This window comes from Bacteroides sp. L008, assembly GCF_040812255.1.
In the GTDB taxonomy this organism is placed as follows: domain Bacteria; phylum Bacteroidota; class Bacteroidia; order Bacteroidales; family Bacteroidaceae; genus Bacteroides; species Bacteroides vicugnae.
In genome coordinates this window covers 321244-338035 of record NZ_JBFNXO010000001.1, presented here as the reverse complement: position 1 = coordinate 338035, position 16792 = coordinate 321244, and the positions used below count along the sequence as shown (strand labels likewise).

Genomic DNA, 16792 nt, shown 5'->3' with positions numbered 1-16792 from the left:
TGGAAAATTCAGTCTCAAAGACAAGAAACGACTATTCCTCCGGACCTTTTGTTATGATCATATGTGAGGGTAAATTTTACCCTCACACTACTCTCACCTTTACCCTCACCCACGAAAGTCCGAAGGATAAAGGGATTGAGAGCCGGGTGAGAGTGTGAGGGTAAAATCAACACAATCTTTTATTTGTTAGCTACTTTATCCGTATCTTCCCTACAAAATCTTTTTTATCTATATTCAGTTCTTCCAAAGAGGTGATCCGTTTGCCGTTCAACACGATGTTTTCAAACAAAATATTCTCAACCTTCCTATTCTTATCATAACCTTCCATCAAAGAAGGATTGATATATTTCCCGATACATGAAATATTACGGAACGTTATGTTTCTGACACCTCTGCCGGGCCCTGTGTTATATTTTTGGTTATACATCACCCGAAGATGAAATAACTGTCCTTCCTGAATATGCTCCACACGAATATCCTCAAAAGTAATGTTTTGTGCCAGATTGTGATCTCCTACGTTGATAGTCATGCAGCCTTGATAATCACGATCGTCCTCATCATGTTCCAAGATATCGATATTCTTGAACAATATATCTTCCAAAACTTCATCTCCTGTTTTCGTATTTCCATGTGTACCGATATTGATGGGGTGAGCAATATCCGCCCATAGTGTAGAATTAAGTACACGGATATTACGAGAATCTCCATAATAATTCCAACGATGCGTATAGATGGCTATACAGTCGTCTGAATTACGAAGAAAAACATCATCAATCACTACATCCGAGCAGGACATAAAATCCAATCCGTCACTCCAGCCCTGATAACTGAATGATTTCAGATTTTTGATAGTGATTCCTTGCGATTGTCCACCGGAAACGGTGTAGTGACGGGAGTTGACGACTGTAATTCCATCAATCAGTACATTCTTGGAGTATGCCACCGATATTCCCTGCTGCGGTTCAAGCAACATACCGTGTCCGAGAATCTTTACATTCTCTACGCTGTCGCAAGTCAGGCAACCTTTCAGCACCGCTCCACCTTCCAGATAGACAGTCGTGTTGGAAGGAATACGGAAGCATTTGCCTGCCACATCAGTGGGTTCGTGTATACCGGACTCAAAATACATCACATTCGGATCATTCTTATCAGGCACATTCTCAATGATCGGATTGGCAAACACATGCAGATTATTCAAACGGTCACCGTTGAACTCTACAGAGAGCTTTTGCGGTTTATCCAATGTGAACAGCAGAAAATTTCCGTCTATCTCCGGCTGAATGCCTTTGGATAACGGACGCACTACTGCTGAACGGAGTTCTCCGTTATTCTTTTGCACCAGCACTTCCACTTTACCGGAAAAATCAAACTGTACCATGGTTGCATCCGACTTGGTATCCATATCCACCTTTACATTATATTCATAAAGATCTACCCAATCTTTTTCACCCACTTGACGTACCTTTACTGTGTAGTCGTCGTTGTGACGGGCATAGTAGATACCTTGTGGCACCGGATAGATGACAATTTCTGCCTGTATAACTCCTGAAGTCATTACAAGTAAAAATGTAAACGCTATTCGTATCAGTCTATTCATTTTAAGTTGTTCATTTATTTTGCATACATCAATGTACCAAGTCCAAGTACATCATATCCTCCGGAATTAGCATCATAATAACCGCCGCCTCCTTCTATTCCTACATATTCGGTAGCAATCTTAGTGTATTTGAGATTATCATCCGAGATGTTTTTTACCCCTTTGTAATGATAGTAAGGCAACGCCCATATCGCACGTTTGATCCATTTACCATCACCAAGTGCTGTTTGCTCTTCCGGAATCGGATATCCCCATTGACTCTGTTTTTGCCATATATAAGTAGTATATGGTACAGTCTCATTGGTATAATTACAACAAGCGGCATATTCGCAAGCCCGCATGAACAGATTGTCATCATAGGCAAAGAAATCGTCTCCCTGACTCCATGCCAACTGGCAAATAATTCCCATCAATCCGACACACATCAACGTGTGCCCTTGGTCACGTCCACTCTCCTGCCATTGAGCAAAGTTATAGTCCGGTGCATAATCGTGATAGATAGCACGACGTAAACGTCCGTTTGTATCACCAGTCTGCAAATGGTCGATACCTTCGTTATAAATATCACGACGATCGGTAACGATGCCGATAGCCATTTTAGCCGCTATATTACAAAGACACCAGTTAGCCCAATAATGTAACGCATTCGTATCGTGATGGCGTTTCAGGAAATCGTCATTGGCAGGATAGAACACTTTAAGTAACCAATTCTGGAAAGCTGCGAAGTCCGCACGGTCCCATCCTCCATAGTCCCTCAATAATTCACCGGCAATAGCAAATTCATAACCATAAAGTCCTGCGGCAAGTGATAAATTCGTATTACCCGTTACACCGACGCAAGTCTGTACCCACTTATTCAAATTCTCCACCGCTTTTGCCGCATATTCATCATCTTGTTCAATCTTCCAACGAAGCGCTTGCTGATATGCGATAGTAGCTCCTCTGGCTGCATTCATATAATTTTCATCACCGGAAATTCCACGTTTAATCCATTCCGTAGGATAAGTATCTGCCGTCTTCTGCGAAAACTGACTTTCTACTAATAATTGATAAGCACTTACCCAAGGCTCTTCTCCGGCAGCTTTTTTATCCCGGATACGCTGGAAATCTGCCTCCGTATGCAACCCTTCATGCAGCATGGGTTCTGTTGACGGTTTAAGTTCAACCTGTTCCAAATTTACGTTATTATCAGGAAGGGGAATTTTATTCAAATCAGTTTCCACATTGACACCCGGAAGGTCAATGCCGTCACCACATCCTGCCAAAAACAGGGTAGCGAATACTGCAGCTATGTAATATATCTTTTTCATCATACTTTTGGTTTAATGGTACACCGCATCTACCATTGATTACGGTGTACCCAATTATAGTTTATTGCTCTACTAACTCTAATTTGAAATTATCTATCTTAGCCCGCCCTTGTTTTACTGTAATCGTACAAACAAAACCAATGACCACATCGGTAGGCTCTTCCACAAGAATATCAACGACTACATCACCCGTACCGGAAATAGAAGCATTTGCCAGACTCTTACTTGGTATATCACTAGTATTTGCCATCTCATTGCCTTTACAAACCGCAACATAACCGGTAAAACCTCTACCGTCATATTCATAAACGTGTGCCGTCAACTTATATTTTCCTTTTTGAAGATGAGAAGTCTGATATACCTTACCATCATTTTTAGGATTGTCAAATCCCCAATCTGTTTGTAAAGCCAAACCTGCGTCACTTCCATCACCATATTTCGTTTTAAATGCCAAATCAACAGCAGCACCTCCTTCACCGGCAGTCAAGTTAGAGTTCTGAACTATCCAATAAGCGGCTTTTGCCCACTCTCCTTTTTTATGGAATCCATTATCTCCACCTTCTTTTACATAGTCAAAAGGCTGTTTATAATTCATAAGTACATATTGAGAAATATCTCCATCCGCCGGCAGAGGTTGTAATATATCACTCTCTACGGGCTGTGTAATGCCTTCAAACACCATTGTTACTTTTCCACCATTGAAACCTTGCGGAACTGTTACTGTTATAGCAGTCGTAGTAATCTCTTTAACCGCAACAGGTACGGATATTCCCTCAAAAGTAACTGTAACAGAATTCTTATCCGTTCCAAAACCTTTTCCTGTAAATGTTATTTCCTGTCCGGCTTTTACTAATGTACCATAAGGATAAATATACGGTGTTTCAACGGAAGTGATTTCCGGAGTTTCCCAAACTTCAAATGTGCCCGATTCGCCCATCTCTATTTCCCTACCCTGAATGATCAGTTTAATCTTCACCGGAGCTTCAGATGAAACTCCTTTTGGAACATTCACTACAATATTACCTTTATCATTCAGTGTCACTTTATCACAAACTGTTTCTCCGAAAAAGACCTGAATATTTTCAGCTTTCGTACCAAAGTTCTGACCAATGATCGTTACTTCCGCATTAATATATCCGGCTTTCGTTGAAATGCCTGTTACTGTCGGCATCGGTAATACCGTATATTTCAACTGTGTCCCAATAGTTTCAAACGGAGTGATGACAGTAATTGTATAATCTCCGGCTTCCAACGAAACAGGTACAGTGAGTGGAATACTCTTATCTGTCAAATTATCAGTATCTATTGCAGCTTCTACAGGTTCTCCGCCAGCTTTAGAGAAAGTGACTTTCAAAGGCTCCAACCCCTCAACAGACCTATCCAGCAATTCTTGCACAAGATTGGTTCCTGTTATTACAAATTTACTGCCTGCAAAACCAGATGGAACCGGTTCGCCTTCCTTAGGAATATCAAGCGCTGCATGCTTCAACACTGTGAAAGGATAAGATGCTAAATCAATCGTTTGTTCTGCCATAACAAGTGTCATGACTCCACTGCCAGCTGTCTCGGGAACTTTGGCTGTAAATTCGGTATCAGTAGGCGTACCCACAATCTCCGCCTTTTCTGTGGAAGTTCCAAAAGTCAAAGTGTATAATGCTTTAGAAGAAACAAATTCTTGTCCTTCGAAAACAATACTGGCACCCGGAAAACCATAGGAAGGTTTCACTACACTAACACCCGGCTTACCAAGTACACGATAAACAAGATCAGTCTCTACACGTTGTCCGAAGACTTCAACGGTTATCTTTCCGTTTGTTGCAGATTCCGGCACTTTCGCAAGAATTGCATCGTCGACACAGGAGACTACTGCTGCCTCCTGGGAACCGATAAATACTTTCACATCTTCTGTTCTGATACCAAAATCACTGCCACTAACGGTAAACTCATTCCCAACATATCCTTCTACAGGATCTATCTTTGTTACAGTTGCCACAGGATCAGTGTAACTCATTGGAACAATTTCTTCGTTATCCTCGTCACAAGCAGCCAATGCGAAAAGCGAGAGGAAAACGGGAAACAGATAGTTATATATTTTCTTCATAATCTTAATTATATTATCACGATGAATTACTCTTTTTTCTTTTTCCACATCATTCAAGAATCAATTTCAATTCTGTTACCTTAAAGTATGAATTGCCTTTGGCCAGAGAAGTAAGGAATCCAATGACAACATCCGTTGTCTCCGCCACTTCAAACGAAGGTGTCACCAACGTACCCGAATCATCATTTGTACCAGCTTTATCATAGACCACACAAACTCCATCTAATTGCTCAATATCAGCCACATCCGGTATATCACTCTCACTATTTCCTTTAGCTATTAATGCAGAAATAAAATTCCCCGCATCATTTACTACCAACGAATAGGCATAAGTAACTTCCAATCTATACTTACCAGGACGGAGCGTAGCAACTTGCCACATTTTCCCATTCGCATAAGCTTCCTTGTCCCATCCATTCTGGAACGCTAATGTGAAGCCCTCTGCTGCTTTATACTGCATTCCGGTAACAGTAGTATTGTTTTTTGCATTGAAAGATGCCTTATTCTGATTCCATACTGCCGGAGTCCACCATTCACCGTTCTTCCAATTTTCGTCATTTGCCTTGGCAAACGGCTGCTTGTAGTTTTGGAGGTAAAGCACTGTCACATCACCCTTTGAGTTAGGATTAAACATTGCACTACCTGTCATTGTATATCCATGAATAGTTACAGTCACATTACCTGTCTTATAATCTGCAGGAGTTGTCGCAACAATAGTAGATTCATCCACCAGTTCAAATTCAGCTGGCGTTCCGTTGAAGCTGACAGAAATATCAGATGGATCCGCACCAAAGTTCTCACCTGTTATAGTAACCCTGTCTCCCGTATCAGCTACCCCCTCACCGTCTTCACTATCAGAGGTCACTGTAATGACACGTGGTGTCGGCAATACTGTATAATAACCGATATTCTCCACCTTTTTATTATAAATCTGTAAAGACAGATTGCCTGTTACTGCTGTTTCCGGCACTTCCACTACCAAACGGTTATTTTTGCAATCGAGCACTTTATTTGATTGAGCTTCACCGAAGAAGACCTTCACAGCTTCTGCACGGTCACCAAAATTGGTTCCCGTAATAACTACCTGTGTAGTGACATATCCGTCCGTTGGATAAATGCTCTCCACTACCGGCACAGGATAATCATAAACTCTATACTTGGGATCTTGCTCACAACCGGAGAAAAGTGCGGAAACACAAGCAAGTATTGCCAAGTGAAATGTATATTTGAATAAAAACTTCATATAATCTATGGTATTATACGTTAAACGATTGAATGATTAATATCCCGGATTTTGTACCAGATTTGAATTCAGGTTGATTTGATTTCTTGGAATCGCCCACAAATAATCTCCCTTAGTAAATGCGCAGTCGGATGATTTGAGAAGCACTACACAAGGTAGTTTACCTTTACCTGTCTCTACTTCTTCCGTCCCTTTCGTAAAAATAGCCGGATTGAAAGCACTGGTAGCATTCCCGTTTTCGTCTATAAATGCTGTCGGATAGCTAGCATTACCTACTACCGCACCACAACGAGACTCATTCAGATTCTCTTCCGCAATGCCCCAACGTTTCAGGTCGTCACAACGGAAACCTTCCATATAGAGTTCCAAAGCACGTTCACGGCGGATCTCATCCAGCATTACCTGATTGACTGTCTTACTCGCATTTGCCGGCACTCCTTCCTGAATTCGCTTTGCCAATGCATTTGTCAGGTTGGCAATTCCCGCACGGGCACGGATTTTATTTATCGACTTATTCAACTGGTCATCTGATATTTCACCATAGCGTTCCATCACAGCTTCAGCATAATTCAAGTATACTTCTGCCAACCGAAGTACCGGATAATTGGCCGATTCATCTTTACTTTGGCGTTGAATATCAGTAATAGCAAACTTGGAAACACCATACCCACAGTTCTCAACTGTCAGACTCGTAGCATATGAACCCACATAAGAGGTCAAACGGAAATCCCGGTTCTGAAATTCGTCCCCCGGATTCTTATATCCCTGAAATTTATCAGACATACTGACCGGAAGCCCGTCGGTGCATAAAAACATATCAATTAATTTCCGACTGGGACGCATATCCGTATAAATCACCTGATTCAAAGCAACCTGTCCTTTACGCGTTTCCTGACTATATACAGAAGCTATGATAAATTCCTTGTTCGTCGCTCTTCCTGCACCGGCAGGATTGCTAGCTTCTTCTTCAATATTAAACAGGTAACGGCTACTCATATTTCTCATCGCTGCTACATTATTATAATTCCAAAGAGAATAAACAGCATCCCCCATCACAGTTTCGGATAGTTGAAGAGATTCTTCCAGGAAAGCATTTACTTGATCGGAAGCCGGACCGGCAGAACCTTCAAAATCGGTAGAAGTGCCATTGTATTTACGCCAAGTAGCTTCATAAAGTAACACACGAGCCTTAAATGCCTGTGCAGCCTGTTTGCTGATTTTACCTTTGTCGGCAGAGGTTATATTCTGCTCCAACGGCAACCCTGCGATAGCCTCATCCAAATCAGAGAGAATCAAATTGACAACTTCATAACGGCTATTACGTTTTCCATACAACTCCGGTGAAGTCACGTCGAGAACTTTCGTAACGACAGGCACTCCGCCAAAAAACTTCAATAAGTAAAAATAGTTATAGGCACGGAAGAAATGCCCTTCGGCTAATTCTTTTTTAATGTCCGCTAAATTGCCTGTATAGGAAGAAACTGCTCTTTCAAACATATGATTAGTGGCACGAATATTACCATAGCAGTTCTCCCAACGACTATCGTCATTAGGAACTCCCATCACACCGGTTCCTACACCATACGAATATCTAAAACAAGTAGAAAGATCGGATGCTGCATCCATATGATCGAATATACTTCCGTAAGAAGACTGCCATCCCAATAATTGCCCGTAAAGCCCGTTAGCATATTCACGGAAATGTTCCGGAGTCTTGAAGTAAATCACATCTGTCTTGGCATCCAGTGGTTCCAAGTCAAGGAACGTATTCACGCATGAAGAAAATCCCAATGCGCAGGTGCAAATTAATATATAGTTCGTTATCTTTTTCATATCTTCTATTCTGTATTTAATTTTTCATAGCTACTATAAAGTGACGTTCAGACCGAACGACCAAGTACGTGCAAACGGGTATCCACTGTTGTTGGAGGCTGCTCCCATTTCCGGGTCGAAACCGTCTCGAATACTGGTAGCTTCCCATAAATCATTGCCAGAGAAGTAAACACGTACTTTTTCCAGTTTCACCTTGCGCGTCCATATCTGCGGCAATGTGTAGCCGACTATTAATGTCTTCAAACGGATATAGCGGTTATTCTGCATCATAAAGTCGTTATTCTGATAATTCCAGCGTGCAAGATTCGCATTAGTAGTCAAACGAGGGAATTCTGCATTCGGATTGCTCTCTGTCCATGTTTTGCCCAAATATGTCGGGTTCTGATTGGCGGTACGTGTTTGAAAAGGATAAGCCATCCAGTCATTACGGATAACATACTGTTTGCCGACACCTTGGAACATCGCGTTCACATCAAAACCTTTCCATGATCCTCCCAATGTGAAACCGAAAACAAAATGTGGATTGGAGTCACCGAGGTATTGCAAATCGCTATTCTCATTCCCTGCACCGGAAATCTTATAATCACCATTCAAATCCAAACGTTTGGTATCACCCGGACGCAACCGGCTTGCACTTCCTGCTCCTACACCAGTCAAATCTTCTTTACCCTCTCCATAAAGTGCATAATAGCGATCTACTTCCGCCTGATCTTTAAAGTAACCATCTGTGCGATAAAGGAAGTACGAATTCAATGGATATCCATTCACGGCTGCATTCCAACCGGCCCCATAAGAAGCTGCTCCTTCCATCTCTTTCAACAGACTCTTTGTATCACCAATATTAAAGTTGGCATAGTAAGAAAAGTCTTTAATCTGGTCGCGCCATCCGATAGTAAACTCCCAACCTTTTACATTCAAATGACCACTATTCGTTTTAGGAGATTTACCTCCTAATACGCCCGGATAGGTGACATTTACCAACATACCGGTATTATCTTTTATAAAATAATCGAATGTAGCTTTCAAGCGATTATCAAAGAAGTTAAGATCGATACCGAAGTTTTTTTGTGAAACTTTCTCCCAAGTACGGTCATAAGAAATTAAACCACCGAAACCTGAAGATACCTGGTTGGCAGGTATAGTTCCAAAACCGGCCGTCCCAAGAGAGACAGTAGATACATAATCGTAATCGCCCAGCCCAACATCATTACCTGAACTACCATAGCTTAAACGCAGCTTACCAAAAGAAAGAACAGGCTTTAGAAACTCTACAAATTGTTCTTCCGAGAACGCCCATCCCAAAGAAACGGAACCGAAGCTTTTGAAACGGTAACCAGGAGCAAACTTGGAGTTTCCGTCACGGCGCCCCATCAATTCAACCATATATTTTTCCGCATAGTTGTAATTCAAACGGGCAATATATGAATAGGTACCATTATGAGTCTTTCCTCCCCCGTTCCCCTGTGTACCTGTAGCCAGATTCAGATCGTAAATTCCGACATCCTCAAACTTCTCACGAGCGGTAACCACTTTTTTAGTCACCCATTTCTCGGCACTGATACCGAACATGGCATCTATGTTATGTACTTCGGCAAATGTACGCTTATATTTCAATAGCCCTGAATAGTATTGATACCGGGAATTGTTTGCCTGTACCAGATATCCCGGCTGATGGGAATCTTTAAAATTCATCACATCTTGCGGAGTACTAAGGGTTTGTGTTGTTTCATACACCAACTTCGCCGTCTGCTCGCCGAACCAATTGTAGCACTGTACCGGAAGCGAATAACGTTCCCTGCGATATTCCTCATTTTGAAAGGAAGCAGTACCCTCGAAAGTAATTCCTTTCCAAATATCCACCAATGCTTTAAAATCAACACGAGTGGTCAGATTCTCTCTCTCGTCACGTCCGCCATCCGTTGTAGCTGCTGCCGCATTGCGGTCACCTACATTACCGAAGTTAGCATACCATTGTCCATAAGGATTCTTAGCCGGAAAGAATGGAGCATCATTCCCGTAGAGTGTACGATCGATACCATGTGTGGGCGTTTCGGTATTTGTTTTAATCATACTGGCTGAAGTCTCCAGTTTGAACCAATCGGTCAATTTGATTCCGTAGTTCAAGCGCAAATTCAACTGTTTCTGTCCATCATAAGCAGTGGCCAGATTGGCTTGGTTATCGGCATAAGCTAAAGAAATACGGTAATCGGATTTATCCGTAGAACCTGCTACACTCAAGTTATGCTGGTAGGAATAACGACGGGCAAACAATTCATCCAGGCGATTGGCATTACCTACGAACATCGTACCCCAATCGGCCACAGTCGACTCATAAATACCTTCAATGCCTTGAGCCATCTTTTTCAGATTTTCTTCTCCCCAGCCCCACCAGTCATGCTCCGGCATTTCCTTATTGGCTTCCAGCCACATGGTGGCATATTCCTGCATACTGGGAGAGAAAGCCATAATGCCATTAGTGGTGAAACGCATATTGAAGCCATAATCTACGGTGGTCTTGCCCTTACCTTTTTTGGTAGTTACCAAGATAACACCATTGGCTGCTTTCGCACCATAAATGGAAGCTGAACCGTCTTTCAAAACACTAATATTTTCAATATCATCCGAATTTAGATTTTGGAATGACTCTGCATTCAATACAGGTACTCCATCTACAATAATCAACGGACTACCTCCATTGACAGATGTCAGACCACGAATCTGGAAATTCAAACCTTCATTACCCGGACGTGAGGAAGAACGAGTGACTACCAAACCCGGAGTAGCTCCTTGCAAAGCAGCACCGACATTGGTAATGGCACGGCTTTCCAATACCTGGCTACCTATTTGTTCTACCGCCCCTGTCAATGTCGCTTTTTTCTGTGTACCATACCCCACTACAACAACCTCATCCAATGCATTATTATCTTCCTTTAATACTACCTTAAAATCAGAGCGGTCATGAAGGTTAATGATCTGATCTACATATCCGATATAGCTAATTTTAATTTGTTTGGCATCAGCAGGAATATTCAGTGTAAACCGACCGTCAATATCGGTAATCACTCCTGCATTGCTTCCTACGACCACTACATTACAACCAATCAATGGTTCACCATTCGCATCTGTCACAAGACCTTTGATGATACGGCCTGTCTGGGCTACCATCAAACTCTCTTCTACAGAATCATTTGCATAGAGCAATACACCGGGCGAACCACCCAGCAGCATGGCAAAAGCCAATGCGACTCCTTTTGAACACAAGAATTTGGATTTAATTTCCATAATACTATTAAATTGTTAAAGTTAATATGTGTTTTTCCGAATCTGGTATTTAACCGACTTTGGAGAATTCATTTTTCAAACAAGTACGAACAGTTTTGCGAGCCAGCAATAATTGACATTCTACTGTACGGGGAGATAAGGACAGCTTTCCTGCAATGGCAGGACAAGACAGTTCATGATTGAAACTAAGTTCATAGATCTGGCGGCGTTTGACAGGAAGAGCTTCCATAACTTTGTCGTGTATCTTTTTTAGTTCACGATAATGAACGGCATCTTCTGTGGTATTCCGACCGATGTCTTCCATCCTATTATATATATAGGCGACAAAATCTTCCTGTTTATAATAACGACGGATTTTATCAGTTACGATATTGCGGGCGATAGTAAAGAGCAAAGACCAGACTGTATCTTTGTTCACGAATGCCCTGTGTTCCCATAAGCGGACAAAGACATCCTGCGCCAAATCTTCCGCTTCGTGCGGATGGCAAATGCGGATAGCGATGTAGTTCTTGATATACTCCTTATATTTAAGGTAGCATTCAGAGAAAAAGTCGTCAAATGTAGCTTGCTGTTTATTCATGGCATTAAATTTATCCGTTTAACGATGATACAAAAGTAGGAACAAGTTTCGAACTAAAATATCACAAAAGTAACAGATAACAAAACTATCGTAACAAGCGTGTATTTTTGCAAAAACGTCCCATTTCATCGGGATAAATCTAACGGTCACTCCAATAAAAAAGGGGATGCCGTTACATTAGACGACTCCCCTGTTCTTAAATTTGCATGGATGAAAGCTTTCATCCGGAAGGATTCATTATTTATTATCCTGCGATGTCTGGAAATCCGGTATACGTTTTACGTTCGCACCTTTCATCACACCTCTTTTGATCGCTTCATTCGTATCGGTGATTTCTTTCTTCACACGTTTATAGTATTCTTTCGTCAGTCCTTTCTCTACCGCTTCCGATTCTGTTACTGCCCAAAGATACTGATAATCCATTAACATCAAATCCGGTGCCACTACTTTAAAGAAAATGCTGTCATCCGCAAACTTTTCACGCAAATCGCCCAAATAGATTGTATCTGCCGGATTTACTTCTTTACCACTCGCATTATTTTTTGAACTGCTACCTCCGCAAGAAGATAACATCAAACCTCCTACCAACGAAATTAAAACTAATACTTTCATATCAATATATATTATAAAATAAAACTTCTTCTGCCCCAATGTGAACAAGATCTTACAATTATCTCACTTATTCAGCGCAAATGTAATAATTAAACTACAAATACAAGCACAATGTCATTCTTTTCTTCCCGATTCCTCAGCATATTGCTTGGGTAGCACCCCAAACATTTCTCTAAAACACTTCGAGAAATAGCTGGGTGAACTGAATCCTACCCGGTTCGCAATTTCAACAATCGGCAACTGGCTTCCTTGTAATAACTGTGCCGCCCGTTTCAAACGGATGCTGCGGATAAAGTCCGTCGGTGTGTGTCCGGTGATGGATTGTAGCTTACGGTAAAGGCTCATACGCACCATACCCAAATCCCCACTCAACTCTTCTACACCATATTCCGGATTGTCCATGTTCTTTTCTATATATTCCAGACACTTCTGTATAAGCTGTTCGTCTACTGAAGTAATAGTGATAGCACTCGGATTTACTTCTATGTTTTTACGGAATTCCTGCTTTCTCTTTTCCTGTTGCTCTATCAGTTTTTCAATGCGCACCATGAGCATATCAAAGTTGAAGGGTTTCGACATATAAGAGTCTGCTCCTACTTCATAGCTATTGATCTTGATATCATCGGCAGTGCGGGCCGTCAACAATATCACAGGTATATGGGAAGTCTGCACATTCGTCTTGATCCGACGGCAAAGTTCGATACCGTCTACTTTCGGCATCATAATGTCGCTGATAATCAGGTTCGGATTCTCCTCTATCGCTTTTCGCTCTCCTTCCTCGCCGTCTGCTGCTTCAACGATCTGATAGAAATCTTCCAACTGTTCTTTCAGGAAAGTACGGAATTCCTGATTATCCTCCACTAACAACAGTTTCTTCAGGTTATCGTCAACTATGGATGTAGTGGTTTCTTTCTCTTTAACGTCCGTTGTTTCCGTTCCGACAATTTCTTCCGGCAGTTCATCCGGTTCCGGTTTCAGATCCATCGGCAGCCAAACGGTAAATACTGATCCGCGATCTATCTGACTGTCCACTTTAATGCGGCCACCATGTATATTTACATATTCCCTTACCAAATGAAGTCCGATGCCACTGCCTATTTTTTCGTCCCCTTCATTTCCTACCTGATAGAAACGGTCAAAGATATAGGGAAGATCTGATTCGGATATTCCGATTCCGGTGTCGGATACGGATATTCTCACGTAGTTTCTTCCTTCTATTTCTTCTGTTGCAAGCAGTAAGTCTACCGTCCCGCCTTCCGGCGTATATTTGAAGGCGTTGGACAAGAGATTATTTACAATCTTATGTACCTTGTCCCGGTCGAAGAACATATAAAGCGCTCTATGTTCCGATTGGTTCACGAAGTTAAGATGCTTCTCTACTGCCATTGGCATGAAGTTGTTATAAGCCGAAACAATAAATTCCTCCATATCGCCGTTCATCAGATGCAACCTCTCTCCTTTCATTTCCAATTTACGGAAATCGAGTAGCTGATTCACCAATGACAATAGGTTTTGAGCATTCTTATAGATGGTATTCAGTTGTTTTTTCATCGCATCGTCTGTCAATCGACGTATCATCATATCCAATGGCGTGATAATCAACGTCAACGGAGTGCGGAGTTCATGGCTTATATTTGTGAAGAAGCGGAATTTCATCTGATCCAGTTCTTCTTTCTGCTTCAACGCTTCTTCCTCCTGCATACGAATCATCTTTTGCCGGTTGCGGCGGTTTATTACATAGATCAGCCCGAAGATTAAGAGAATACCTAAAATTGCATAGAAAACACGAGCGGCCAGTGTATCCCAAAACGGGGGATGAATTACAATTTTGAATGCAGACTCCGGTCCCCATATCCGGTCGTTTCCGGCAGCGGACACACGGAAGATGTATTCGCCCGAAGGGAGATTATTATAGACAACACGTCCTTGTCCATTCTCAAAAAGGGTTTCTGTCCATTCCTTGTCAAATCCTTCCAGCTGGTAACGGAAAAAGGTTTGGGAAGGATTGGGGAAGTTCAGGCCGGAGAATTCAAGTGTAATGTAATTCTCATCATATTTCAACTGTACTTCGTCCGAATAACTCAATGCTTTGTCAAATAAGACACGCCCGTTATATGTTTCACCCGAAACAACCGGAACATTAAACAAGCGGAATGAGGTAAACAGAGGACGATTGAGGCACTGATTATCTATCATGTTTTCCGGTGAGAAAGCGATAAAGCCGTTCATCAACCCCAGGAAAAGCTGATTGTCCCTGGTCATTAACGAAGGGAAACTATATAAATCATCCTGACGGATTTCATCTTCCGACAGACAGCTGATTACATGAAAGCCGTATTTATCAGCTCTTCTGTCTACTTTTATCTTATAAATAGAAGTGACTGTCGAAATCCAGAGATCATGGTTCTTATCTTCTACTACGTTCAGGATGGCTTTGGACAGACCTTCTTCTCTCCCTAATGTGTAGCTTTGCCCATTGTGAGTCAAGACGCTCAAGCCATATTGAGTGGCAAACCATAAAGTTCCCTCATGGTCTTTGAGTATTTGGTTGTACTTGATACTTCCCTGATTGAAGATTGAATTAGCCTGGCCGTCTTGCTCCGGTATCCATATTTTATTCGTTGCAGGATCGTAAATGTAAAGTCCGTTATCACTGCCTACGACCAACCGGGATTGGTTATCTATGGCCAATGCATTGGCTACTTTGTATTTTTTGAGTTCGGGGAACTGTTCGGACAATAAGTTTATTTGCCCGTTTTCCGGATTGAATAATCCTACACCACCATATATACTTACCCACAACCGACCGGAAGGGTCTTCGACCATGACACGGATATTACTGAAATCCAGTTCATTCTGATAATCCGTATCGGGATAATCGTAAGACCGTACCTTTCCATGATCTATACAGTAGAGTCCATCGTGGTATGTTCCGACCCAAACACGCTTCTTACTGTCTTCATAGAGTACACGGCAATTCTTCTGGCTGAATTCATGATAGAATCTGTTCATTCTCTTAGTCTCCGGTTCATAACGATAGACACCTTGTGTAGTACCCATCAGAATTTCTCCTTTAGACGTTTCGAGCATACAGCGTATTTCCTCTCCTTTCCAGTCGCCATTTATCATCTTTTTATTGTACAGCACTATTTTATTCATGCTGGGATGGTAATAGCACATTCCCTGATTATAGAGTCCTATCCAAACAGAATTGTTTTCCTTGTCGCAATAGATACTCTGAATGCCATTACGTACTGTATTACCTGATAATAAAGGAATGTCCTGTGTCCGGGTTACAGAAAAATTATGCATATCAATGACATAGAATCCATCGATAACGGTTCCTACCCATGCATTTCCACCTTTATCAATGTCCATAGAAGTGAACCATGAATAGTGTCCGAGTCGGATACCTGAAATTTGATTCCATTTTTTATTATAGACATCATAATAGCCTACTCCACGATCCCACATCAGCCAAAAGTCACCATTATCGAGTATCTTCAGAACTACACGGTCATCCGGTTTCAGTTGGTCTTTCAGGAAATCAAGTTGCTGTACAAAACGTTTCTTTTCCAAATCGTAGCAACGGATAGCTCCTTTCTGATGAACCATCCAACTGTATTTTCCATGACTTTCCACCCCGAGCAATCCGCCATAGTATTCCATAAACTCATCGTTCCTGCAAACCTGCTCGATTGATTTTGTCTCTGCATCGTACATATAGACAGAAGAACCCGGTGTCAGAAACCAACAGTGTTTTTCAGAATCAATGATGATATCCGCCACTTTATCCTTTAAGCCGAACTGTTGGAATAAAGAATCTACGTTATATATATACTGTTCGGTAGTCAAATCGAAGACACGCAGGCTCTTGCGTTCTTTCATCCACAAACGTTTATCAGCATCAATATACTGTTCAGGAATGATATGGTTATATGCTATCGAATATTCGCCATGAATATTGAAAGGGAAATTTGAATAGTTCGCACCGTCATACAGGCTTAACAGCACAGTGCTTCGCACACCGATACGTCCGTCCGGGATGGGGAAAACGCTTTTTACATAGTTATCCGGTAATCCTTCGACAACTCCAATCTGGCGGAATACATAAGGGGACTCTTGCGAGCTAATATAACCCGGATACAATAATCCCATCAGTATGATTAACAAACATATTCGAATTTTCATGGCCATCTTTTTTTGTAGTACTATTATTAAGTACGAATGAGAA

General features: G+C 41.7%; 9 protein-coding genes. All 9 read right to left on the bottom strand.

Going from position 1 to position 16792, the window contains the following annotated elements:
* Positions 1-190: 190 nt before the first annotated feature.
* The 9 genes from AB3G73_RS01330 to AB3G73_RS01290 all read right to left on the bottom strand — a co-directional run bounded on the left by AB3G73_RS01330 (position 191) and on the right by AB3G73_RS01290 (position 16749).
* Positions 191-1597, bottom strand: a complete 1407-nt coding sequence (locus AB3G73_RS01330) for a glycosyl hydrolase family 28 protein (RefSeq protein WP_195649000.1) — start codon at positions 1595-1597, stop codon at positions 191-193.
* A gap of 14 nt (positions 1598-1611) precedes the next feature.
* Positions 1612-2910, bottom strand: coding sequence for an alginate lyase family protein (locus AB3G73_RS01325; protein ID WP_148366028.1), 1299 nt, complete (start codon positions 2908-2910; stop codon positions 1612-1614).
* Between the two features lie 58 nt (positions 2911-2968).
* Positions 2969-5008, bottom strand: a complete 2040-nt coding sequence (locus AB3G73_RS01320; RefSeq protein WP_367741932.1) for an IPT/TIG domain-containing protein — start codon at positions 5006-5008, stop codon at positions 2969-2971.
* A gap of 49 nt (positions 5009-5057) precedes the next feature.
* Entirely contained in the window at positions 5058-6251 is a 1194-nt protein-coding gene (locus AB3G73_RS01315; protein ID WP_148366024.1) for a DUF5013 domain-containing protein, read from the bottom strand.
* 36 nt (positions 6252-6287) lie between these two features.
* Positions 6288-8084 (bottom strand): RagB/SusD family nutrient uptake outer membrane protein, encoded by a 1797-nt coding sequence (locus AB3G73_RS01310; protein ID WP_367741930.1) that lies wholly within the window; start codon positions 8082-8084, stop codon positions 6288-6290.
* Positions 8085-8117: 33 nt separating this feature from the next.
* Positions 8118-11366 carry a SusC/RagA family TonB-linked outer membrane protein gene (locus AB3G73_RS01305; protein WP_367741928.1) on the bottom strand — a complete coding sequence of 1083 codons (3249 nt, stop codon included), beginning with the start codon at positions 11364-11366 and terminating at the stop codon, positions 8118-8120.
* A 49-nt stretch (positions 11367-11415) separates the two neighbouring features.
* Positions 11416-11946: a sigma-70 family RNA polymerase sigma factor gene (locus AB3G73_RS01300; protein ID WP_148366018.1), complete on the bottom strand. Its 531-nt coding sequence runs from the start codon at positions 11944-11946 to the stop codon at positions 11416-11418.
* A 237-nt stretch (positions 11947-12183) separates the two neighbouring features.
* Complete coding sequence (locus AB3G73_RS01295; protein ID WP_217721480.1) at positions 12184-12558, bottom strand: hypothetical protein; 375 nt, start codon at positions 12556-12558, stop codon at positions 12184-12186.
* 114 nt (positions 12559-12672) lie between these two features.
* Complete coding sequence (locus AB3G73_RS01290) at positions 12673-16749, bottom strand: hybrid sensor histidine kinase/response regulator transcription factor (protein ID WP_234132036.1); 4077 nt, start codon at positions 16747-16749, stop codon at positions 12673-12675.
* Positions 16750-16792: the final 43 nt, after the last annotated feature.

What these genes read in the sequence shown, in the direction of transcription:
- AB3G73_RS01330 (WP_195649000.1), bottom strand. Translation starts at nt 1,597, where the DNA reads ATGAATAGACTGATACGAATAGCGTTTACATTTTTACTTGTAATGACT.
- AB3G73_RS01325 (WP_148366028.1), bottom strand. Translation starts at nt 2,910, where the DNA reads ATGATGAAAAAGATATATTACATAGCTGCAGTATTCGCTACCCTGTTT.
- AB3G73_RS01320 (WP_367741932.1), bottom strand. Translation starts at nt 5,008, where the DNA reads ATGAAGAAAATATATAACTATCTGTTTCCCGTTTTCCTCTCGCTTTTC.
- AB3G73_RS01315 (WP_148366024.1), bottom strand. Translation starts at nt 6,251, where the DNA reads ATGAAGTTTTTATTCAAATATACATTTCACTTGGCAATACTTGCTTGT.
- AB3G73_RS01310 (WP_367741930.1), bottom strand. Translation starts at nt 8,084, where the DNA reads ATGAAAAAGATAACGAACTATATATTAATTTGCACCTGCGCATTGGGA.
- AB3G73_RS01305 (WP_367741928.1), bottom strand. Translation starts at nt 11,366, where the DNA reads ATGGAAATTAAATCCAAATTCTTGTGTTCAAAAGGAGTCGCATTGGCT.
- AB3G73_RS01300 (WP_148366018.1), bottom strand. Translation starts at nt 11,946, where the DNA reads ATGAATAAACAGCAAGCTACATTTGACGACTTTTTCTCTGAATGCTAC.
- AB3G73_RS01295 (WP_217721480.1), bottom strand. Translation starts at nt 12,558, where the DNA reads ATGAAAGTATTAGTTTTAATTTCGTTGGTAGGAGGTTTGATGTTATCT.
- AB3G73_RS01290 (WP_234132036.1), bottom strand. Translation starts at nt 16,749, where the DNA reads ATGAAAATTCGAATATGTTTGTTAATCATACTGATGGGATTATTGTAT.